Origin of the sequence: Ochrobactrum sp. P6BSIII (assembly GCF_014138065.1) — a bacterium.
GTDB lineage: Bacteria > Pseudomonadota > Alphaproteobacteria > Rhizobiales > Rhizobiaceae > Brucella.
The window spans coordinates 48257-69212 of sequence record NZ_JACGXB010000021.1; the positions used below are offsets into that span (position 1 = coordinate 48257).

Consider the following 20956-nt stretch of genomic DNA (forward strand, 5'->3'; position numbering starts at 1 on the left):
TCTCTACAATTAGACATAGGTAAAATAAAAAGCCTATCCACGCTTTAAGCCACTCAGGCGCTTCTGACAGATCAACGATTCGGTTCAAACAAACAAAAACGCAGCCCTTCTTGCGAAGAACTGCGTTCAATATGACGGGCCTGGACGACCCGATTCTGTCTGCCGAAGTGTTAGCTTGCAGCTCGCAGCGGCGAAATCTGGATTTCAACGCGACGGTTCTGAGCGCGACCATCCGGCGTGGCGTTGGTGGCCACGGGCTGGCTTGCGCCATAACCGATGATCGCAAAGCGACGCGGGTCGATGCCTTGTGAACCCAGATAGCTCGCCACCGATCCGGCGCGACGCTGCGACAGATCCTGATTATGGCTGGCGCTACCTGTCGAGTCGGTGTGACCCAGAACATCAACGAGGGTCTGGTTGAACTTGCGCAGCACGATGGCCACGGAGTTCAGCGTCGGATAGAACTGGCTCTTGACCTGATCCTGATCGGTGTCGAACGTGATGCTCGACGGCATGTTCAGGATAATCTGATCGCCGTTACGCGTCACGGAAACACCGGTGCCCTGCAACTGGGCACGCAGTTCGCTTTCCTGACGATCCATGTAGTTGCCGATAGCGCCGCCGCCGAGCGCGCCGATACCCGCGCCGATCAGCACGGCATTGCGCTGTGCGCGGCTGGAACCGCCAACCATGAGGCCGCCCAGAGCGCCCACAGCAGCACCGATTGCCGCCCCGCCCGCCGTGTTCGACATCTTCTGTTCGCCCGTATATGGGTCAGTGGTGCAGCCCGCCAGCAAAGTGGCTCCAATCAGGGCGATACCGATTCTTTTCAACATGCAAAGGTCATCCTCAATTTGCGATTCCGCGCGCATGATAATTGCGATTAAGGCCGGATGGTGTTCCAAATCTCGTATTTGAATCCACCGTCCTCATCTTTTAGCTAATACCGCCACAAGAACGCAACTGCGCCGCGTAGCGATTGGCCATTGCCTGCGCCCGCTTTGCTCCGTTGAGCGCCGTGGCGTTGCCGCGCCAAGCCCCGCGTGCATAACCACCATGGCCACTATAATAGGCCAGATAGAGGCTGTAGGCGTCGCCACGACTGATGCCGTTCTTCTGATAGCTCTGATAGTGATACCAGCCGATGAAATGGATGGCGTCGGCAAAATTGGTGCGCGAAGCAGTCCAACGACCGGTCTCACGCTTGTAGCGCTCCCAGGTGCCGCTCAGCGCCTGTGAATAGCCATAAGCGCTGGATGCCCGTTTCCATGGAATGATCCAGAGAATCTTCGTGCGAGGCGGCCTCGCATAGGGCTGGAAGCCAGATTCCGTATAGATCGTCGCCATAAGAACCGGAACAGGCACGCCGAACTCACGCGATACGCGCGTCGCGGCACTCTGCCAATTGTTGAACCAACCGTCACGCTGATCGAAGACTGCGCATACATTGCTGACCTGCCGTGGGGCGGTCGCACAGCCTCCAAGGATCACGAGCGCTACGAGACACAAAACGCGCATCATGGGAAACCTCGTCAAATTGTAAAAATTGATAAAATGTAAAAGTAAACTTCCTATTAACCTGAATGCACCGCATCGCGTGCACGTCATCCGGCCTGGAAGATAAAATCCATCCCGATAACCAATTTTTTCCCCGAAATAAGAAATATTATTGAATAAATGCATTGATACGCAAATTAATAAAAATAAAATCAAGCGAGTAATATTTGATAAAAATTTTGGAATTTCTAGAAAATACACGTTTGATTATTATTTTTATAAATAACTGGAGAATGAATTATGAGCTATATGCAATATTTTATTCCCTATGGATTTACCTATATATTTCTGGCGGCATCCGTCATCGCAGTTGTAACCAGACATGAAATTGTCGCCCTCGCTCTCCTGATCGCCGTGTTCATCACAGCGCTGCTCGGAGAGTCCATCTCTCTGGTAGGCCTGTTGGCGCTGGCAATATTCGCGATCCTTACGCGCTGGCGGTTCAACATTCTCCGCGAGAGCATGTATCGCCGGTTTCCCTGGACGGAGTGGGCTGTAGACCTGATTGTGGTCGTAGCGAGTGTCGCATTTTTCCTTCATTATGTGCGGGGCTTTCACAACACAAAAGTCATTGATGCTGAGGTGATGTCGGCTGGCGGTGCGCCGTTTTCCATGTATCTGAACTTGGACAAGACAGCGGCGGCGATCCTTCTCGCTCTCAGTGGGCGATTTTTCACGTCTGGAACCGAATTTGACGCCCCGATAAAGCCAGCGGGGACAGCATACACCCTGAAAATCATCGGCCTGATGTGGGGTGGTTGTCTTATCACCTTGATCCCGGCGGCACTGGCCATCGGCTATATCAAGTTCGACCCGAAGATCATGCCCTATTTCGGCATCTGGGCCATCAACAATCTTGTCTTCGTTGCCTTTGCAGAAGAAGTGCTGTTTCGCGGCATGATACAGGGACGCCTGCTAGCCTATTCCCACTATCGTGGCTGGCATCCAGCCTTTGCGATCACGATCTCTGCAATTCTGTTCGGTCTTCTGCACTTTGATGGCGGCTGGAGCTATATCGCGCTGGCGGGTGTTGCCGGGATTTTTTACGGTACGGCCTATTACAAGACAGGCCGGCTGACCTCATCAATCGCAGTGCATTTTCTGCTGAATCTGAGCCACGCATTGTTCTTCACTTATCCGGCACTCATGCGTTGAGTTTCAGCCGGGCAGGTTCTTAGAGCATTTCCAGCAAAAGTGCGAAGCGCCTACGCGAGGAAATCAGTCCACTGGACTGATTTCTGATCCCGCTTCGATGCACAGGATAATGCGTGAAAACAAATGGATAGAGCGGTTCAGATGTTTCCGTCAGGTCAAGAACCGCTTTAGCGGCCCCTACCCTGACGCTCCTGACGCAGCCGTGCCCAGTAGTCGAGCCGCTTGCGGATATCGCGCTCAAAACCGCGTTCCGGCGGGTCATAGAATTTCTGCCGTCCAAGGCTTTCCGGGAAATAATCCTGCCCTGAAAATGCATCCGGCTGGTCATGGTCATAGGCGTAACCGTCGCCATAGCCCTCATTCTTCATCAGCTTGGTTGGGGCGTTGAGAATATGCTTTGGCGGCACCAGAGAGCCATGCTCCTTGGCGGCGCGCATGGAGGCTTTGTAAGCCATGTAAACTGCGTTCGATTTGGGTGCCGTGGCGAGATAAACACATGCCTGCGCCAGCGCCAGCTCGCCTTCCGGCGAACCCAGATAGTCATAAGCGTCTTTAGCAGCGTTGCAAATCACGAGCGCCTGCGGATCCGCGAGCCCGATATCTTCAACCGCCATGCGCACAAGGCGCCGCCCCAGATAGAGCGGATCTTCGCCCGCATCGAACATGCGTGATAGATAATAAAGCGCCGCATCAGGATCAGAGCCCCGCACCGATTTGTGCAGCGCCGAGATCAGGTTGTAATGCCCGTCCTGGCTCTTGTCGTAAACCGGCGCACGACGCTGTACCACATCCTGAAGTTTCTCGGCGGTAAAGACCTCGTCCGGTCTCGCAGCGCGCCAGACTTCTTCGGCCAGCGTCAACGCAGCACGGCCATCACCATCGGCCATACGAATCAGACTAGCCCTCGCCTCTTCATCCAGCGGCAGCGAACGGTCTTCCTGCTCCTCGGCGCGGATCAGCAGCGTTGCGATACTCTCCGCCTCATGCGGATGAAAGGTTAGCACCCGCGCTCGCGATAGAAGAGCGGCGTTGAGTTCGAATGACGGGTTCTCGGTCGTCGCGCCGATCAGGATAACGGTGCCGTCTTCCATCACCGGCAGGAACGAATCCTGCTGCGCGCGATTGAAGCGATGAATCTCGTCAACAAAAAGCAAGGTCTGACGTCCGGACATGCGCCGCGCACGGGCCGTCTCGAAGACTTTCTTGAGGTCGGCCACACCGGAGAAGATCGCCGAAATCTGCTCGAAGGCCAGATCGGTTTCGCCCGCCAACAGGCGAGCGACCGTCGTTTTACCGGTTCCGGGCGGTCCCCAGAAAATCATCGAACCGAGCGAACCGGATTCGATCATCCGCGTCAGCACGCCTTCCGGTCCCGTCAGATGTTCCTGACCGGTCACTTCAGACAAGTGCCTCGGGCGCAAGCGATCCGCCAGCGGACGATTACGGTCCGCATTCGGATCTGAGGCCGATGAAAAAAGATCGCTCATTCGATAACTCGGTCGATAAATAAAATGCCGCTTCAGGCATAATCTTACCTGAAGCGGCATGCAACTTTTCGTAGCGGGTTTATCGAACGAACTGGCGCAGAAGCGTACCGTTGCGTTCGATTTCCATGCGCCATGCCAGACCACGGCCGGCATTCAGAACCGAAGAAAGATCGGTCACACTGCGGATCACATTGCCATTGAGATTGCGAATGATATCGCCCGGGCGCAGCCCCAGCCGTGCAGCAGGCGAACCGGAATAAACGTCCATCACAGCTACACCATTTACATCGCTCTTCAGACGCAGTTTGGTAGCTGTGGCAGGCGTCAGTTCCTGCACCGCCGCACCGGAGAAGGGATTATCCCCCTCGATAACGAGAGGTGCTGTCTGCTTCACCTCCGGCGCTTTGGACAGCTTGACCGGCACGGTGACATTTTCGCCGCCGCGCAGGATCGCAACGGAAACCGTGCTGTCGATCCCTGCGGTCGACAGACGATAGCCCAGCACATCCTGATTATCCACGCGTGCGCCCTGCACGGAGAGCACAACGTCGCCGACCTTCAAACCCGCAGCCTCCGCAGGTCCGCCTTTGGCGACAGCGGTAATCAAAGCGCCATAGGGCTTATCCATACCAAGGCCTTCGGCGAGATCAGCCGTCACGCCCTGGAAGGTCGCACCAATATAGGGGCGTTCGAAACTGGAACTGCCCCGCTGCGCCGCATCGATAACCGCGCGCACCATATTGGACGGAATGGCAAAGCCGATGCCGACAGAACCGCCCGAACGCGAATAGATTGCCGTGTTAATACCAATCAGCCGTCCGCGCATATCCACCAAAGCGCCGCCGGAGTTACCCGGATTGATGGCGGCATCGGTCTGGATGAAGAAGTCGAAATCAGAAATGCCAACCTGCGTGCGCGATTGCGCCGAGACGATACCGCTCGTGACGGTCTGGCCGACGCCAAACGGATTACCGACAGCAAGCACCAGATCGCCCACTTCCACCTCGTCGGAATTGCCGAGCGACAGAACCGGGAATTTTTCCTTGGACTCGATCTTCAACACGGCGAGATCGGTCGTCTCGTCGCGCAGCAAAAGCTTGCTTTCGAATTCGCGACCATCAGCCAGCGCAATCTTGATCTCGTCCGCATCCTTGATGACGTGATTATTGGTCACGACAATGCCCGATGCATCGACAATAACGCCTGACCCGAGCGATTGCTGAATGCGCGGCTTGCTATCGCCGAACTGCCTGCCGAAGAACTGTTCGAAGAATGGGTCGCCTGCAAACGGCGAGCGTGCCTGCGCCTGCACTTGTCGCGCAGCATAGACATTAACAACGGCGGGTGTGGTTTCCTTCACCAATGGCGCGAAGGAAAGCTGCATATCACCGCGGCTGAGCGGTATCTGTTTTCCCGGCGCCGTCGGCGCGTCCTGCGCTGAAGCTGGCAGGCATGCCATGCCAATCGATGCCAGAATGATGCCCGTAATCCCGAAACGTCGCCAATTCATGCACAAACTCCGCGCTTTCCCAGCCTTCCCGCAAAACTTCCGATGGAAGCATGCGAGACTCGTTGTCCATATGTAACCAACTGAGGCCAAGGATAAAGGGCCACATTGTGACCACGGGCGAAAAGCTGGTGTAATTTTCCCTCACATCAATGTGTGAGCGCATATGTCGGCAACAGCGCAAACAAAAAGGGCCGCGCAAGGCAGCCCTTTTTAATCTCTTCTCATAATCGTGCATCATCCGACGCAAAGACGCTTCGCGCTTTTGCTGGAAATGCCTTGATTACGCTGCGTCGGCTTCAGCAGCAGCTTCAGCTTCTACACGAGCGCGGTCAGCCTTGCCCTTTGCATCGACGTCGCGTTCCACGAATTCAACAACAGCCAGAGGCGCGTTGTCGCCAGCGCGGAAGCCAGCCTTCATGATGCGGATGTAGCCGCCGTTGCGGGTTGCATAGCGCGTAGCCAGGGTATCGAACAGCTTAGCCACGACCTTAACGTCGCGGATAGCCGAGATAGCCTGACGGCGTGCATGCAGGTCGCCGCGCTTGCCGAGCGTGACAAGCTTTTCTACGATTGGACGGATTTCCTTAGCCTTAGGAAGCGTGGTCACAATCTGTTCATGCTCGATGAGCGAAGCCGCCATGTTGGCGAACATTGCCTTGCGATGCGAGGCAGTGCGGTTCAGCTTACGCTGTCCATTACCGTGGCGCATGGCCTTCTCCTTTAATTCGTAACGTACCGGGGTATGCCGGTCTTATCTTCGTTTTACGCATTGTCCGACGCGAAACCGCTTCGCAGTTCGCTGGAAATGCTTAGTATTGGTCTTCGTAACGCTTTGCGAGATCTTCGATATTTTCCGGCGGCCAGGACGGGATTTCCATACCAAGATGGAGACCCATCGACGCGAGAACTTCCTTGATCTCGTTGAGCGACTTGCGGCCGAAATTCGGAGTCCGCAGCATCTCGGCTTCCGTCTTCTGGATCAGATCGCCGATGTAGACGATGTTGTCGTTCTTCAGGCAGTTTGCCGAACGGACAGACAGTTCGAGCTCGTCCACCTTCTTGAGCAGAGCCGGGTTGAAAGCCAGTTCCGCAACCTGTTCCTGCGGAGCTTCCTTCTGAGGCTCTTCGAAGTTGACGAAGATCGCCAGCTGGTCCTGGAGAATACGAGCAGCGTAAGCTACTGCGTCTTCGCCGGTAACCGAACCGTTGGTCTCGATGTTCAGCGTCAGCTTGTCATAATCGAGAACCTGACCTTCACGGGTGTTCTCAATCTTGTACGACACCTTGCGAACCGGGGAGTACAGGCTGTCGACCGGGATAAGCCCAATCGGAGCGTCTTCCGCACGGTTGCGGTCGGCAGGCACATAGCCCTTGCCGGTGTTGACGGTGAATTCCATGCGGATTTCAGCGCCTTCGTCCAGCGTGCAGATGACGTGATCCGGGTTAAGGATTTCGACATCGCCGACAGTCTGAATGTCGCCAGCCGTAACGGCGCCTGGGCCTTCCTTGCGGACGACCATGCGCTTCGGGCCCTCGCCTTCCATACGGATGGCGATTTCCTTGACGTTCAGAACGATATCCGTCACGTCTTCGCGGACGCCCGGAATAGAAGAGAATTCATGCAGAACGCCGTCGATCTGTACGGCGGTCACGGCAGCGCCGCGCAGCGACGACAGAAGCACGCGACGCAGAGCATTACCGAGCGTCAGACCGAAGCCGCGTTCCAGCGGTTCAGCAACGACGGTTGCATGCGTGCGGGAGCCGTGGGTGAAAAATTCCACCTTGTTCGGCTTGATCAGTTCCTGCCAGTTCTTCTGGATCATGTGAGTATCCCTCTATCAATCGTCGCTACCATCCTATCGTAGCGATCAAGTGAAGAAACCGCAGAGGAGCCCCGGATGAAATCCGAGGCTCTTACAGCATGTGAACGAGGATTAGACCCGGCGCTTCTTGCGCGGACGGCAACCGTTGTGCGGGATCGGCGTAACATCGCGGATCGACGTGATCACAAAGCCGGCAGCCTGAAGGGCGCGCAGCGCGGATTCACGGCCAGAGCCCGGTCCGCAAACCTCGACTTCGAGGGAGCGCATGCCGTGTTCCTGAGCCTTCTTGGCGCAATCTTCGGCAGCGATCTGTGCGGCGAACGGGGTCGACTTACGCGAACCCTTGAAACCCTGAGCACCTGCGGAAGACCAGGCAATAGCATTGCCCTGAGCATCCGTGATAGTGATCATGGTGTTGTTGAACGTCGAATTTACGTGGGCAACGCCCGACGAGATGTTTTTACGCTCGCGACGGCGAACGCGCGTGGCTTCCTTGGCCATGATAGTCCTTTCAATCGATCTCTACACCGCCGTAATTCCAGCGGCTACACCGGTCCTCAAGAAAGGACCAGTATCAAACCCAACCGGCGCACCGGAAAGGCCCGACGGAACGAAAACGTTCCGTCGAAATTACTTCTTCTTGCCTGCGATAGCCTTCGCCGGACCCTTACGGGTGCGTGCGTTGGTGTGCGTGCGCTGGCCGCGAACCGGCAGCGAACGACGATGACGCAGGCCGCGGTAGCAACCCAGGTCCATCAGGCGCTTGATGTTCATCGAAACTTCACGACGCAGGTCACCTTCGACCTGGTAGTCAGCATCGATTGCTTCGCGGATCTGAAGGACTTCAGCATCCGTCAGCTGGTTAACGCGACGATCGTCGGCAATGCCAACCTTCGTTACGATTTCCCGAGCAAATTTCGGTCCAATCCCGTGGATGTACTGAAGCGCAATAACAACGCGCTTGTTCGTCGGGATGTTGACGCCAGCGATACGTGCCACGTCTGTTCTCCTTAATGTTAATCACTTCCGCCTGAAAGACTAATCCCCCAGACAGCATAAAATGACCGGTATCGGCCTCTTTTCGATTTCCGCCGCTACCTGCCATTCAAAACCAAATGAAGTGGCGCAGTCTTTGACGGAATCGCCCGAAAAAGTCAACTCTTAACTGTCCGTAAAGCCATCAAACCGGCCTGACAGACAATCAAAGCGACTTCTGGAAGCAATAAACGGGCAGAGAATCGCAAAGCGTTTCTCTGCCCGTGTTTGTATCAGCGCATCGTGCTCTACAAAAACCGATCCCGATCTCTGGGCCGATGCGATAGTCCAAGGCTTTGAAAAGCCTTATGCCGGAACGAGAATTCTCTCGATTTCGGCGGTAACTTCTTCAACCGGAGCCATACCGTTGAGGACACGCAATTCGCCAGTCCCGGCATAGTAGGTCGAAAGCGGTGCGGTCTTTTCGCGATATTCGACAAGACGCTTGCGGAAAGCTTCCGGATTATCATCCGAACGCACCTGACCGCCCTTGGCGATCGTTTCGGCCACGCGGCTCTCCATCCGCTTGACCAAGGCATTCTCATCAACCTTCAGCTCGATGACAGCATCAAGCTTCAGGCCTTTGTTTGCGAGCATTCCGCCAAGAGCTTCAGCTTGCGGAACGGTACGCGGGTAGCCGTCGAGAATGAAACCGTTCGCGCAATCCGGAGCATCAATGCGCTCCGACACGATCTGGTTGACGATCTCGTCGGATACCAGCTGACCGGCATCCATGACTGCTTTGGCGCGCTTTCCGACTTCGCTCTGCTGAGCGACTGCCGAACGCAGCATGTCACCAGTCGAAAGCTGCGGAATTCCATGCTTCTTGGTAAGAAGTCCAGCCTGCGTCCCCTTACCTGCTCCGGGCGGCCCAAGAAGTATCAGTCTCATTTATTGCGTTTCCCACCTCTGAGTTTGGACTTCTTGATCAGCCCTTCATACTGATGGGCGATAAGATGTCCCTGAACTTGCGCAACCGTATCGAGCGTCACGCTCACAACGATCAGCAGCGATGTACCACCAAGATAGAATGGCACGCCGGTCGCGGAAATCAGGAATTCCGGCAGAAGACAGACAAGCATAATATAGATGGCGCCGACAACCGTGATGCGGGTCAACACATAGTCTATATATTCGGCAGTCCGTTCACCGGGGCGAATGCCCGGGATGAAGCCGGAATGCTTCTTGAGCTGGTCAGCCGTGTCCTTGGGATTGAACACGATGGCCGTATAGAAGAAGCAGAAGAACGCCATCAAGCCAGCGTAGAACAGCATGTAAAGCGGCTGTCCATGGCCCAACGCGTTGAGAATCGTGGTTGCCCAGGAAGGCATTTCCGTCGTGTTGGCAAAGCCGGCAACAGTCGCAGGCAGCAGCAGTAGCGACGATGCGAAGATCGGCGGAATCACGCCTGCGGTATTGAGCTTCAGCGGCAGGTGCGAAGTATCGCCCTGGAACATGCGATTGCCAACCTGACGCTTCGGATACTGGATCAGCAGGCGGCGCTGCGCACGCTCGACGAACACGATGACCGCGATCAGAGCGATTGCGAGCACGATAACGCCCAGAATGAGGCCCGTCGACAGAGCACCGGTGCGACCCAGTTCCAGCGTGCCAGAAATGGCATGCGGAAGGTTTGCAACGATACCCGAGAAGATGATCAGCGAAATACCGTTACCGATACCGCGCGCCGTGATCTGCTCACCGAGCCACATCAGGAACATGGTGCCGCCAACAAGCGTAATCACCGATGAAACGATGAAGAACGGTCCCGGATTCATGACGATGCCGTTGCCCGACTGCAAGCCAACCGAAATGGCATAGGCCTGCACAAGCGCGAGAAGCACTGTACCGTAACGCGTATACTGATTGATGATCTTGCGGCCCGCCTCGCCTTCCTTCTTCAGCGCTTCAAGCGACGGAACAACCGACGTCATGAGCTGCACGATGATGGAGGCCGAGATGTAAGGCATGATGCCGAGCGCGAAAATGGCCATACGACCAACAGCGCCACCGGCGAACATGTTGAAAAGTCCGAGCACACCCTGGCTATGCTGCTGGAAAGCCTGCGCAAGAGCGTCAGGATTGATTCCTGGAAGCGGAATATAGGTGCCGAACCGATATACGAGCAAAGCGCCCAGAGTAAACCAGATGCGCTTCTTGAGTTCTTCAGCTTTCGAAAAAGCCGAGAAATTGAGATTGGAAACTAGCTGTTCAGCAGCCGATGCCATTAAATTTCTCCGGTGAAAAGTCTCCGGTCCCCTACTCCTATCGACACGCGTTTATTCAACCCGCGTCCTCACGGACAAGAAGACCCAACCCAGATATGCGCATTGGCATAAATGTGCAAGCGGCGGCCCAGTTTTTATCGCAATTCCAAATAGAAAAATGCATTGCATTTATCCGGAATCGCTCTGGGCCGCCGCTTATAATTTTAGTGCAGAAGCCTTATTCGGCAGCTGCGGCTTCAGGAAGCTTGATGCTACCGCCAGCCTTTTCGATTTTCTCGACTGCCGACTTGGAAGCACCAGCAACCTCAAAGGTTACCTTAGCCTTCAGTTCGCCATCCGAAAGAATGCGAACGCCGTCCTTGGCGCGACGAATCACACCAGCAGCCTTCAGCGCTTCGAGGTTCACAACAGCCTTGGCATCCAGCTTGCCGGCGTCGATAGCGGCCTGAACACGGCCGAGCGACACAACGTTGAAGCTCTTTGCGAAGATGTTGGTGAAGCCGCGCTTTGGCAGACGGCGGTAGATTGGCATCTGGCCGCCTTCGAAGCCATTGATCGCGACGCCCGAACGGGACTTCTGACCCTTGACGCCGCGGCCAGCGGTCTTGCCGGTGCCCGAGCCGATACCACGGCCAACGCGCTTGCGAGCCTTGACGGAACCTGGCTTGTCACGCAGATCGTTGAGTTTCATGTCTCTATCCCCTGCGTTATCAGGCCTCGTCCACGATACGGACGAGATGCTGAACCTTGGCGATCATGCCACGAACCGAAGGAGTATCCTCCAGCGTGCGGCGGCGGTGCATTTTGTTAAGTCCGAGACCGATCAGCGTTGCACGCTGCTCGGCTGGACGACGGATAGGGCTTCCGATCTGTTCGACCGTAACCGTCTTACCCTTCTTCTCAGCCATCACTCAAATCCTTTGTCTATGGCGTATCCGGTGGCCCGGCTCAGTATCGAATGCAACTTCTTGCAGAAACTGCCAGGCCCCGGACTAACACAAACTATCGGCTATTCTTCCGAACCGACCACATCATGGCGGCGAGCCTGAAGGGTCGAGTACTTGATGCCGCGCTGTGCCGCGATATCCTTCGGATGCATCTGATGCTTGAGGGCATCAAACGTCGCGCGAACCATGTTGTACGGGTTCGACGAACCGAGCGACTTGGCAACAACGTCCTGAACGCCGAGCGTTTCGAACACTGCACGCATCGGACCACCGGCGATGATACCCTTACCGGCAGGAGCTGCACGGAGCAGAACCTTGCCAGCGCCATGACGGCCTTCGACGTCATGATGCAGAGTACGACCCGAACGCAGCGGAACGAAGATCATGTCGCGCTTGGCAGCTTCGGTAGCCTTACGGATAGCTTCCGGCACTTCACGTGCCTTGCCATGACCGAAGCCTACGCGGCCCTTCTGATCGCCAACGACGACGAGAGCAGCAAAACCGAAGCGACGGCCGCCCTTGACGACCTTGGCAACGCGGTTGATGTGAACGAGCTTGTCAACGAACTCGCTGTCGCGCTCCTCGCGACCGCGGTCTTCGCGGTTACGTTCTCTCTGTGCCATATCCTGATTTCCTTTTTTCTTTTCCGGAAGCACAAACTTCTATTAGAAGCTGAGGCCGCTTTCGCGGGCAGCTTCGGCGAGAGCCTTCACGCGGCCGTGGAAAATGAATGCACCACGGTCGAACACTACGTCCTTGACGCCAGCCTTGACGGCGCGCTCAGCAACCAGCTTGCCGACAGCAGCTGCTGCTGCCTGGTCTGCACCGGTCTTGAGCTTGCCCTTGAGGTCGCCATCGAGGGTCGAAGCGGCCGCAAGCGTAACGCCGCGGACGTCGTCGATGATCTGGGCGTAGATGTTCTTCGAAGAGCGATGTACGCTGAGGCGTGGTCGGCCGTTGGCGGCAGACTTGAGCTGACGGCGCACGCGAGCAGCGCGACGCTGCAAAGTTTCTTTTGGCGATGCCATGACGCGCTTCCCTTACTTCTTCTTGCCTTCTTTGCGAACGATCTTCTCGCCCGCATACTTGACGCCCTTGCCCTTGTAAGGCTCGGGGCCGCGATATTCGCGGATCTCAGCCGCGACCTGACCGACCTGCTGCTTGTCGATACCGTTGATGACGATTTCCGTCGGCTTCGGTACAGCAACAGTGATGCCAGCAGGCACGTCATAGACCACTTCGTGGCTGAAGCCGAGCGAAAGCTGCAGGTTCTTGCCCTGCATGGCAGCGCGGTAACCAACGCCGCTGATTTCGAGCTTCTTTTCAAAGCCGTCCTTCACGCCAACAAAAATGTTGGAGATCATGGTGCGGGACATGCCCCACTTCGAACGAGCTTCCTTAGACTGATCGCGCGGATCGACGCTGACAGCGCCGTCTTCCAGCTTGACCAGAACTTCATCGTGCACGACGAAGGAGAGTTCCCCCTTCGCGCCCTTGGCCTTGACGATCTGCCCATCAACACTGGCGGTCACGCCTGCCGGGACCGGCACGGGTTTTTTACCGATACGAGACATTTTTATACCTGTCTTTTATCTGTTCGCTGTCAACCGCATCAGAAGATGCGGCAGAGCAGCTCACCACCAACGTTTTGTTCACGGGCTTCATGATCCGCCATTACGCCCTTCGGCGTGGAGAGGATCGAGATGCCGAGGCCGTTCGCGACCTGCGGGATCGACTTGACCGACACGTAAACGCGACGACCAGGCTTCGATACGCGGCTGATCTCACGGATAACCGGAACACCTTCATAATACTTCAGCTCGATTTCGATCTCGGCCTTGCCGTTCACGAATTCGCTCTGCGAATATCCGCGGATGTAACCTTCAGACTGAAGAACATCGAGAACGCGAGCGCGCAGCTTCGAAGCCGGGGTCGTAACCTTGGTCTTCTTGCGGCCTACTGCGTTGCGGATACGGGTCAGCATATCGCCGAGAGGATCTGACACAGACATATGCTACTCCTTACCAGCTCGACTTGACGATGCCCGGGATCTGACCGAGCGAACCCAACTGACGGAGCGCGATACGCGACATCTTCAGTTTACGGTAATAACCACGCGGACGGCCCGATACTTCGCAACGATTGCGAATACGAACCTTCGATGAATTGCGCGGCAGTTCGGCAAGCCGGATAGTGGCGCGGAAGCGCTCCTCCAGCGGAAGGCCCTGATCCATTACGATCGCCTTCAGGCGTGCACGCTTTTCAGCATGACGCTTAACCAACTTTTCGCGGCGCTTGTTTTTTTCGACTGCGCTAGTCTTGGCCATGTTATCTATACCTCGCTACGCTTGCCGTTACTGCCGAAACGGGAAGTTGAATGCACGCAGAAGAGAGCGCGCTTCATCATCCGTCTTGGCGGTCGTGCAAACGATGATGTCCATGCCCCAGATCTGATCAACCTTATCGTAGTTGATTTCGGGGAACACGATGTGCTCCTTGATGCCCATGGCGAAGTTGCCACGTCCGTCAAAGCTCTTCGGGTTCAGGCCGCGGAAGTCGCGAACGCGAGGAAGAGCAATCGTAACCAGACGATCAAGGAATTCATACATGCGGTCCTGGCGAAGGGTGACCTTCGTGCCGATCGGCATGTCTTCACGCAACTTGAAGGTTGCGATCGAGTTACGGGCGCGCGTGATGACGGCCTTCTGGCCAGCAATCTGGCTGAGGTCTTCTGCGGCTACCGACGGCTTCTTCGAATCGCCGGTGGCTTCGCCAACGCCCATATTGAGGACAACCTTGGTGATGCGTGGAATCTGCATCTCGTTGTCGTATTTGAACTCTTCAAGCAGAGCCTTACGGATATTATCCTGATAAAGCTTCTTGAAGCGTGGAAGTGCCTTAGCTTCAGCCATCGATCAGCGCTCCAGAACGTTTTGCGACACGAACCTTCTTGCCGTCCTCAACGCGGAAACCGACGCGGGTCGGCTTGCCGTCCTTGGGATCAACAATTGCCAGGTTGGACAGGTGGATCGGCGCTTCCTTGGAGATAATGCCGGCTTCCTGGGTCTGGGTCTGGCGCTGATGACGCTTCACAATATTAATGCCGCGTACGAGCGCCTGCTCGTCCTTAGGCATAACCTTAAGGACCTCGCCCTTACGGCCCTTGTCCTTACCGGACAGCACGACAACGCTGTCGCCTTTGCGAATCTTTTGCATCGTTGTGCTTCCTTACAGAACTTCCGGAGCCAGCGAGATGATCTTCATGTGGTTCTTTGCGCGAAGTTCGCGCGGAACCGGTCCGAAGATACGCGTGCCGATAGGCTCTTTCTTGTTATCGATGAGAACAGCTGCGTTGTTATCAAAACGAATTACGCTGCCGTCCGGACGACGGATGTCCTTGGCGGTGCGTACAACAACCGCCTTCATCACGTCACCCTTCTTGACGCGGCCGCGCGGAATAGCTTCCTTGATCGACACCACAATGATGTCGCCAACGGAAGCATAACGCCGCTTCGAGCCGCCCAGCACCTTGATGCACATGACACGACGTGCGCCGGAGTTATCCGCCACGTCGAGGTTTGTTTGCATCTGAATCATGACTGGCCGCCTTCTTTTCCTTCAGCTGGTTAAGGGCTCCTGCCCTACCTAAGCTGCGTGTTTGTAATTTAGCCCGCTGCTTCGTTCGTCAGAACGATCCAGCGTTTGTCCTTCGAGATCGGAGCCGATTCCTGAATGGAAACGGAATCACCAACCTTGAACTGGTTGTTTTCGTCATGCGCCTTGTACTTCTTCGACTGACGCACGGTCTTCTGGAGGAGCGGATGCGAATAGCGACGCTCAACCTTAACCACAACAGTCTTGTCGTTCTTATCGCTGACGACAACGCCCTGCAGAACGCGTTTAGGCATGATATTTTTTCCTTATGCCTTGCTTTCGGCCGCCTTCTGGCGGGCAATAGTCTTAATACGCGCGATGTCGCGGCGAACCTGCTTCACGCGCGCGGTCTTTTCGAGCTGGCCGGTAGCCTTCTGAAAGCGCAGATTGAACTGTTCTTTCTTCAGTGCGGCCAACTCGTCGTTCATCTGATCGGTGCTTTTCGCCCGAACGTCTGCGGCTTTCATAGTTGCCTCTCCTTATTCAGCAATGCGCTGGATAAAGCGCGTCTTGATCGGCAACTTTGCTGCGCCGAGTCTGAGGGCTTCGCGTGCCACATCTTCGGGTACGCCGTCAAGCTCAAACATTACGCGACCTGGTGCCACACGGCATGCCCAGTAGTCAACCGAACCCTTACCTTTACCCATACGGACTTCGGTAGGCTTCGAAGTAACCGGCAGGTCAGGGAAGATGCGGATCCACACGCGACCGGCACGTTTCATGTGACGGGTGATCGCGCGGCGAGCCGCTTCGATCTGACGTGCGGTGACGCGTTCCGGCTCGAGAGCCTTCAGACCGAAAGCACCGAAATTCAGATCCGTGCCACCTTTCGAGTTGCCGTGGATACGGCCCTTGAACTGCTTGCGGAACTTGGTGCGCTTAGGCTGCATCATTGTTCTCTACTCCAAATTTCTCGCCCGCGGCCCGCTTTTTAAGCGTTTTCGCGGCGGCGGTTCGACGAGGAACCCTGATTGTCACCCTCGACCGCACGACGTTCGGAAGCCATCGGATCGTGTTCAAGGATCTCGCCCTTGAAGACCCAGACCTTCACGCCGCAGATACCATAAGCGGTCTTCGCTTCTGCTGTGCCGTAGTCAATATCGGCGCGCAGAGTATGAAGCGGAACGCGACCTTCACGGTACCATTCCATGCGAGCGATTTCCGCGCCACCCAGACGACCCGAGCAGTTGATACGGATACCTTCGGCTCCAAGACGCATTGCCGACTGAACGGAACGCTTCATGGCGCGACGGAATGCCACACGGCGTTCGAGCTGCTGAGCGATCGATTGAGCGATCAGCGTAGCGTCGATTTCCGGCTTGCGAACTTCAACGATGTTGAGCGAAGTATCGGCATTGGTCATCTCGGAAAGCTTCTTGCGGAGCTTTTCGATGTCTGCACCCTTCTTGCCGATGATGATGCCCGGACGAGCCGAGTGAATCGTCACGCGGCACTTCTTGTGCGGACGCTCAATTACGATCTTCGAAATCGCAGCCTGCTTGAGTTCCTCGGTGAGGAACTCACGGATCTTGACATCTTCATGCAGCAGCTTGCCGTACTCACCGGTATTTGCGTACCAACGCGAATCCCAGGTGCGGTTGATGCCGAGACGAAGACCGATCGGATTAATCTTCTGACCCATTATGCGGCCTCCCCTTTTTCCGCGACTTCGCGGACAACAATGGTGAGATGCGAAAACGGCTTCTCGATACGGCTTGCCTTACCACGTCCGCGGACATGGAAGCGCTTCATGACGATCGACTTACCGACATAGGCTTCGGCGACGATCAGAGCATCGACGTCGAGGTCGTGATTGTTTTCAGCGTTTGCAATCGCCGACTCAAGCGTCTTCTTAACCGTATCGGCGATCCGCTTGCGCGAGAACGTCAGATCGGCAAGTGCCGCATTCACTTTCTTGCCGCGAATCATGCTCGCGACAAGGTTAAGCTTCTGCGGGCTGACGCGGAGCGTACGGGCGACGGCTTTCGCCTCGTTATCCTTAAGCTGGCGGGGAGCCTTGGCCTTGCCCATCGTTACTTCCTCTTTGCCTTCTTGTCCGCGCCGTGACCGTAGTAGGTACGCGTAGGCGCGAATTCACCGAACTTGTGTCCGACCATTTCTTCCGAAATCGACACCGGCACATGCTTGTTACCGTTGTAGACGCCGAAAGTCAGACCGACAAACTGCGGCAGAATGGTGGAGCGGCGGCTCCACATCTTGATAACTTCGTTACGACCGCCTTCGCGTACCTTCTCAGCCTTCTTGAGAAGATAGCCGTCGACAAACGGACCTTTCCAAACTGAACGAGCCACTTCAGACTACCTCTCTTACTTCTTGCGCTGATGGCGCGAACGCATGATGAACTTGTCAGTCGCCTTGTTCGAGCGCGTCTTCTTGCCCTTCGTAGGCTTGCCCCACGGAGTGACAGGGTGACGACCACCCGAGGTACGACCTTCACCACCACCATGCGGGTGATCGACCGGGTTCATTGCAACACCGCGAACGTGCGGACGCTTGCCACGCCATACCGAACGACCGGCCTTGCCGTCGTTGATATTGCCGTGATCCGGGTTCGAAACTGCACCAACCGAAGCGAAGCAGGCGCCGGAAACCAGACGCTGTTCACCAGAGTTGAGGCGCAGGATCGCCATGCCCTGGTCGCGACCGACGAGCTGGGCGTAGGTGCCAGCCGAACGAGCGATCTGACCGCCCTTACCAGGCTTCAGTTCGACGTTGTGGACGATCGTGCCAACTGGCATCGAAGCGAGCGGCATTGCGTTGCCCGGCTTAACGTCAACGGAGTTACCAGCAACAACCTTGTCGCCAACAGCAAGGCGCTGCGGAGCCAGGATGTATGCGAGTTCGCCGTCTTCGTAACGGATCAGCGCGATGAACGCGGTGCGGTTCGGATCGTATTCCAGGCGTTCGACGGTGCCGACGACGTCAAGCTTGCGACGCTTGAAGTCGATGAAGCGGTACGAACGCTTGTGACCACCGCCCTGAAAGCGAACGGTGATACGACCGGTGTTGTTACGGCCACCCTTCTTGGACAGACCTTCGGTCAGGGACTTGACCGGCTTGCCCTTGTAGAGTTCCGAGCGATCCACGATGACCAGCTGACGCTGGCTCGGCGTGGTCGGATTAAAATGCTTGAGTGCCATTGTCTCTTACTCCATGGCCTCTCAGAGACCGGTCGAAACGTCGATGCTCTGGCCTTCAGCCAAAGTAACGATCGCTTTCTTGACGTCGCTCTGGCGCCCGATAATGCCGCGGAACCGCTTGACCTTACCTTTGCGCACTGCAGTGTTGACTGCGGTAACCTTGACGCCGAACAGCGCTTCGACTGCAGCCTTGATTTCCGGCTTCGTTGCCTTGCGGGCTACGTTGAAGACGACCTGGTTGTGTTCAGAAACCAGAGTAGACTTCTCGGTGATAACCGGGCTGACGATCACGTCGTAATGGCGAAGATCAGTCATTTGAAACGCTCCTCGAGGGCTTCGACAGCCGCCTTGGAAAGCACGAGCTTGCCACGGCGAAGAATGTCGTAAACATTGATGCCCTGCACTGGCAGAACGTCGATGTTCGGGATGTTCGAAGCCGCACGCTGGAAGTTCACGTCGATCTCTGCACCACCGATGAGGAGTGCATTTTCCAGACCGAGCTTGGCGAACTGAGAAACAAGCTGCTTCGTCTTGGCTTCGGAAGCCGCCAGATCATCGATGATGATCAGGTCGGATGCCTTTGCCTTGGCGGAAAGAGCATGACGCAGGCCAAGAGCGCGAACCTTCTTCGGCAGGTCGTGTTCATGGCTACGGACAACTGGTCCGTGAGCCTGACCACCACCGCGGAACTGCGGAGCGCGAGCCGAATGGTGACGAGCGCGACCCGTACCCTTCTGCTTGTACATCTTCGCGCCGGTGCGGCTTACGTCGCCACGGCCCTGAGCCTGATGGGAGCCCTGCTGGCGGCGAGCCAGCTGCCAGCGCACAACGCGCTGAAGAATGTCGTCACGCGGGTCGAGGCCGAAGATATCTTCGTTCAGCTTGACCTTGCCGGCATCCTTGCCTTCAAGAGTTGTAATCGTGAGATCCATTATTCGGCTCCCTCAGTCGCGGCGACTTCAGCCTTGGCGGCACCTGCACGCAGAGCGGCCGGCTTCGGCGCGCTTTCTGGCAGCGAGACCTTGACTGCGTCGCGGACGATGATCCAGGCGCCCTTGGAGCCCGGAACCGCGCCGCGGACCAGAATGAGGCCACGATCAGTGTCCGTCGAGACAACTTCAATATTCTGCGTGGTCACGCGGGTCTGGCCCATATGACCAGCCATCTTCTTGCCCTTGAACACCTTACCCGGGTCCTGACGCTGACCGGTCGAGCCGTGAGCGCGGTGGGTAACGGAGTTACCGTGGGAGGCACGATGACCAGCAAAATTGTGACGCTTCATAACACCGGCAAAACCTTTACCGATCGAAGTACCCGTCACGTCGACCTTCTGGCCGGCGACGAAGTGTTCGGCGGTGATTTCCGCGCCGACTTCGAGGAGGTTGTCCGGAGAAACGCGGAATTCCGCAAGCTTCGCCTTGGGCTCGACCTCGGCCTTCGCGAAATGACCGCGCATAGCCTTGGACGTGTTCTTTACCTTGGCGATACCAACGCCAAGCTGAACAGCCGTGTAACCATTCTTTTCAACTGTACGCTGAGCTACCACGTGGCAATTCTCCATGCGGAGAACCGTCACCGGCACATGCTCGCCGGCGTCGTTATAGACGCGGGTCATGCCCAGCTTCTGTGCAATAACACCTGAACGCATCGGGTTCGTTCCTTCCGTCCTCAAGCCGATTAAAGCTTGATCTCGACATCGACACCTGCGGACAGATCGAGCTTCATCAGCGCGTCAACAGTCTGCGGGGTCGGGTCAACGATATCGAGAAGACGCTTGTGCGTGCGCATCTCGAACTGCTCGCGGCTCTTCTTGTCGATGTGCGGCGACCGGTTAACTGTGAACTTTTCGATCCGCGTAGGAAGCGGGATCGGTCCGCGCACATTTGCACCGGTACGCTTGGCAGTCGACACGATTTCCCGCGTCGAAGCGTCAAGGATCCGATGATCAAACGCCTTAAGGCGAATGCGGATGTTTTGACCGTTCATTTCATCTGTTCCTTGTTACGCGGAGCGTCTCCGGAGAGACGCTCCTGCACAAACCTTAATTACTCGATGATCGAAGCGACGATGCCTGCACCGACGGTGCGGCCACCTTCACGGATAGCGAAGCGGAGCTTCTCTTCCATGGCGATCGGGACGATCAGCGTAACGTCAACGGTGACGTTGTCGCCTGGCATAACCATTTCCGTGCCTTCCGGCAGGGTCACAACACCGGTCACGTCAGTCGTACGGAAGTAGAACTGCGGGCGGTAGTTGGTGAAGAACGGCGTATGACGGCCACCTTCGTCCTTGGTCAGAATGTAAGCTTCTGCCTTGAACTTGGTGTGCGGCTTAACCGAACCCGGCTTGCAGAGAACCTGACCGCGCTCAACGTCTTCACGGCCGATACCACGAACCAG

The 20956-nt window shown here is 56.3% G+C and carries 33 protein-coding genes; 1 reads left to right on the forward strand and 32 read right to left on the reverse strand.

Translation table 11 applies throughout. From position 1 onward, the window contains the following. Positions 1–170 precede the first annotated feature (170 nt). On the reverse strand, positions 171–836 hold the full coding sequence (locus FHW00_RS22035) for an OmpA family protein (protein WP_113533607.1): 666 nt from the start codon (positions 834–836) through the stop codon (positions 171–173). A gap of 100 nt (positions 837–936) precedes the next feature. Then, positions 937–1521 carry a transglycosylase SLT domain-containing protein gene (locus FHW00_RS22040; protein ID WP_078340795.1) on the reverse strand — a complete coding sequence of 195 codons (585 nt, stop codon included), beginning with the start codon at positions 1519–1521 and terminating at the stop codon, positions 937–939. A 276-nt stretch (positions 1522–1797) separates the two neighbouring features. On the opposite strand from FHW00_RS22040, the gene FHW00_RS22045 reads away from it, so the two are divergent. Next, positions 1798–2712, forward strand: coding sequence for a CPBP family intramembrane glutamic endopeptidase (locus FHW00_RS22045; protein ID WP_078340794.1), 915 nt, complete (start codon positions 1798–1800; stop codon positions 2710–2712). A gap of 167 nt (positions 2713–2879) precedes the next feature. On the opposite strand, the gene FHW00_RS22050 is transcribed toward FHW00_RS22045, so the two are convergent. The 30 genes from FHW00_RS22050 to FHW00_RS22195 form a co-directional block, all read right to left on the reverse strand. Then, positions 2880–4199 carry a replication-associated recombination protein A gene (locus FHW00_RS22050; RefSeq protein ID WP_078340792.1) on the reverse strand — a complete coding sequence of 440 codons (1320 nt, stop codon included), beginning with the start codon at positions 4197–4199 and terminating at the stop codon, positions 2880–2882. Between the two features lie 79 nt (positions 4200–4278). After that, complete coding sequence (locus FHW00_RS22055; protein ID WP_078340791.1) at positions 4279–5709, reverse strand: DegQ family serine endoprotease; 1431 nt, start codon at positions 5707–5709, stop codon at positions 4279–4281. 280 nt (positions 5710–5989) lie between these two features. Continuing rightward, on the reverse strand, positions 5990–6418 hold the full coding sequence (gene rplQ, locus FHW00_RS22060) for a 50S ribosomal protein L17 (RefSeq protein ID WP_078340790.1): 429 nt from the start codon (positions 6416–6418) through the stop codon (positions 5990–5992). Positions 6419–6518: 100 nt separating this feature from the next. Beyond that, a complete protein-coding gene (locus FHW00_RS22065) occupies positions 6519–7532 on the reverse strand; it encodes a DNA-directed RNA polymerase subunit alpha (protein WP_078340789.1) in 1014 nt (337 codons plus the stop codon). Positions 7533–7643: 111 nt separating this feature from the next. Further along, positions 7644–8033 carry a 30S ribosomal protein S11 gene (gene rpsK / locus FHW00_RS22070; RefSeq protein WP_002964339.1) on the reverse strand — a complete coding sequence of 130 codons (390 nt, stop codon included), beginning with the start codon at positions 8031–8033 and terminating at the stop codon, positions 7644–7646. A 129-nt stretch (positions 8034–8162) separates the two neighbouring features. Then, positions 8163–8531, reverse strand: coding sequence for a 30S ribosomal protein S13 (rpsM, locus tag FHW00_RS22075; RefSeq protein WP_078340788.1), 369 nt, complete (start codon positions 8529–8531; stop codon positions 8163–8165). Positions 8532–8873: 342 nt separating this feature from the next. Beyond that, on the reverse strand, positions 8874–9458 hold the full coding sequence (locus FHW00_RS22080; RefSeq protein WP_078340787.1) for an adenylate kinase: 585 nt from the start codon (positions 9456–9458) through the stop codon (positions 8874–8876). Then, complete coding sequence (gene secY / locus FHW00_RS22085) at positions 9455–10795, reverse strand: preprotein translocase subunit SecY (RefSeq protein ID WP_078340786.1); 1341 nt, start codon at positions 10793–10795, stop codon at positions 9455–9457. The genes FHW00_RS22080 and secY overlap by 4 nt, the downstream gene beginning before the upstream one ends. Before the next feature lie 217 nt (positions 10796–11012). Then, positions 11013–11486, reverse strand: a complete 474-nt coding sequence (rplO, locus tag FHW00_RS22090; protein WP_078340785.1) for a 50S ribosomal protein L15 — start codon at positions 11484–11486, stop codon at positions 11013–11015. A 19-nt stretch (positions 11487–11505) separates the two neighbouring features. Next, on the reverse strand, positions 11506–11703 hold the full coding sequence (gene rpmD, locus FHW00_RS22095; RefSeq protein WP_078340784.1) for a 50S ribosomal protein L30: 198 nt from the start codon (positions 11701–11703) through the stop codon (positions 11506–11508). Positions 11704–11804: 101 nt separating this feature from the next. Further along, the gene (gene rpsE / locus FHW00_RS22100; protein ID WP_006467009.1) at positions 11805–12365 is read right to left on the reverse strand and encodes a 30S ribosomal protein S5; all 561 of its coding nucleotides are present in this window, start codon (positions 12363–12365) and stop codon (positions 11805–11807) included. 42 nt (positions 12366–12407) lie between these two features. After that, the gene (rplR, locus tag FHW00_RS22105) at positions 12408–12770 is read right to left on the reverse strand and encodes a 50S ribosomal protein L18 (protein ID WP_078340783.1); all 363 of its coding nucleotides are present in this window, start codon (positions 12768–12770) and stop codon (positions 12408–12410) included. A gap of 12 nt (positions 12771–12782) precedes the next feature. Then, entirely contained in the window at positions 12783–13316 is a 534-nt protein-coding gene (gene rplF / locus FHW00_RS22110) for a 50S ribosomal protein L6 (protein ID WP_078340782.1), read from the reverse strand. 38 nt (positions 13317–13354) lie between these two features. Further along, positions 13355–13753, reverse strand: coding sequence for a 30S ribosomal protein S8 (gene rpsH, locus FHW00_RS22115; protein ID WP_078340781.1), 399 nt, complete (start codon positions 13751–13753; stop codon positions 13355–13357). Between the two features lie 10 nt (positions 13754–13763). Then, positions 13764–14069 carry a 30S ribosomal protein S14 gene (gene rpsN / locus FHW00_RS22120; protein WP_078340780.1) on the reverse strand — a complete coding sequence of 102 codons (306 nt, stop codon included), beginning with the start codon at positions 14067–14069 and terminating at the stop codon, positions 13764–13766. Positions 14070–14096: 27 nt separating this feature from the next. Beyond that, positions 14097–14654, reverse strand: a complete 558-nt coding sequence (rplE, locus tag FHW00_RS22125) for a 50S ribosomal protein L5 (protein WP_078340779.1) — start codon at positions 14652–14654, stop codon at positions 14097–14099. Further along, positions 14647–14958 (reverse strand): 50S ribosomal protein L24, encoded by a 312-nt coding sequence (gene rplX, locus FHW00_RS22130; RefSeq protein WP_078340778.1) that lies wholly within the window; start codon positions 14956–14958, stop codon positions 14647–14649. The genes rplE and rplX overlap by 8 nt, the downstream gene beginning before the upstream one ends. A 12-nt stretch (positions 14959–14970) precedes the next feature. After that, positions 14971–15339 carry a 50S ribosomal protein L14 gene (rplN, locus tag FHW00_RS22135; protein WP_004683923.1) on the reverse strand — a complete coding sequence of 123 codons (369 nt, stop codon included), beginning with the start codon at positions 15337–15339 and terminating at the stop codon, positions 14971–14973. A gap of 68 nt (positions 15340–15407) precedes the next feature. Next, a complete protein-coding gene (gene rpsQ / locus FHW00_RS22140) occupies positions 15408–15650 on the reverse strand; it encodes a 30S ribosomal protein S17 (RefSeq protein WP_078340777.1) in 243 nt (80 codons plus the stop codon). A gap of 12 nt (positions 15651–15662) precedes the next feature. Beyond that, complete coding sequence (gene rpmC / locus FHW00_RS22145; protein ID WP_078340776.1) at positions 15663–15863, reverse strand: 50S ribosomal protein L29; 201 nt, start codon at positions 15861–15863, stop codon at positions 15663–15665. A gap of 12 nt (positions 15864–15875) precedes the next feature. Then, on the reverse strand, positions 15876–16289 hold the full coding sequence (rplP, locus tag FHW00_RS22150; RefSeq protein ID WP_002964355.1) for a 50S ribosomal protein L16: 414 nt from the start codon (positions 16287–16289) through the stop codon (positions 15876–15878). Between the two features lie 38 nt (positions 16290–16327). Continuing rightward, positions 16328–17038, reverse strand: a complete 711-nt coding sequence (gene rpsC / locus FHW00_RS22155) for a 30S ribosomal protein S3 (RefSeq protein ID WP_078340775.1) — start codon at positions 17036–17038, stop codon at positions 16328–16330. After that, positions 17038–17427 carry a 50S ribosomal protein L22 gene (gene rplV / locus FHW00_RS22160; RefSeq protein ID WP_078340774.1) on the reverse strand — a complete coding sequence of 130 codons (390 nt, stop codon included), beginning with the start codon at positions 17425–17427 and terminating at the stop codon, positions 17038–17040. Before rplV ends, rpsC begins: the two co-directional genes overlap by 1 nt. A gap of 2 nt (positions 17428–17429) precedes the next feature. Then, complete coding sequence (gene rpsS, locus FHW00_RS22165; RefSeq protein WP_070997411.1) at positions 17430–17708, reverse strand: 30S ribosomal protein S19; 279 nt, start codon at positions 17706–17708, stop codon at positions 17430–17432. Between the two features lie 15 nt (positions 17709–17723). After that, the gene (gene rplB / locus FHW00_RS22170) at positions 17724–18557 is read right to left on the reverse strand and encodes a 50S ribosomal protein L2 (RefSeq protein WP_113533596.1); all 834 of its coding nucleotides are present in this window, start codon (positions 18555–18557) and stop codon (positions 17724–17726) included. A gap of 21 nt (positions 18558–18578) precedes the next feature. Beyond that, positions 18579–18872, reverse strand: a complete 294-nt coding sequence (locus FHW00_RS22175; protein WP_078340773.1) for a 50S ribosomal protein L23 — start codon at positions 18870–18872, stop codon at positions 18579–18581. After that, a complete protein-coding gene (gene rplD / locus FHW00_RS22180; protein ID WP_078340772.1) occupies positions 18869–19489 on the reverse strand; it encodes a 50S ribosomal protein L4 in 621 nt (206 codons plus the stop codon). The genes FHW00_RS22175 and rplD overlap by 4 nt, the downstream gene beginning before the upstream one ends. Continuing rightward, entirely contained in the window at positions 19489–20205 is a 717-nt protein-coding gene (gene rplC / locus FHW00_RS22185; protein ID WP_078340771.1) for a 50S ribosomal protein L3, read from the reverse strand. The genes rplD and rplC overlap by 1 nt, the downstream gene beginning before the upstream one ends. Before the next feature lie 29 nt (positions 20206–20234). After that, positions 20235–20543, reverse strand: a complete 309-nt coding sequence (gene rpsJ, locus FHW00_RS22190; protein ID WP_002964363.1) for a 30S ribosomal protein S10 — start codon at positions 20541–20543, stop codon at positions 20235–20237. A gap of 59 nt (positions 20544–20602) precedes the next feature. After that, a partial coding sequence (locus FHW00_RS22195) for an EF-Tu C-terminal domain-related protein (RefSeq protein ID WP_445558216.1) occupies positions 20603–20956 on the reverse strand: 354 nt, incomplete at its 5' end.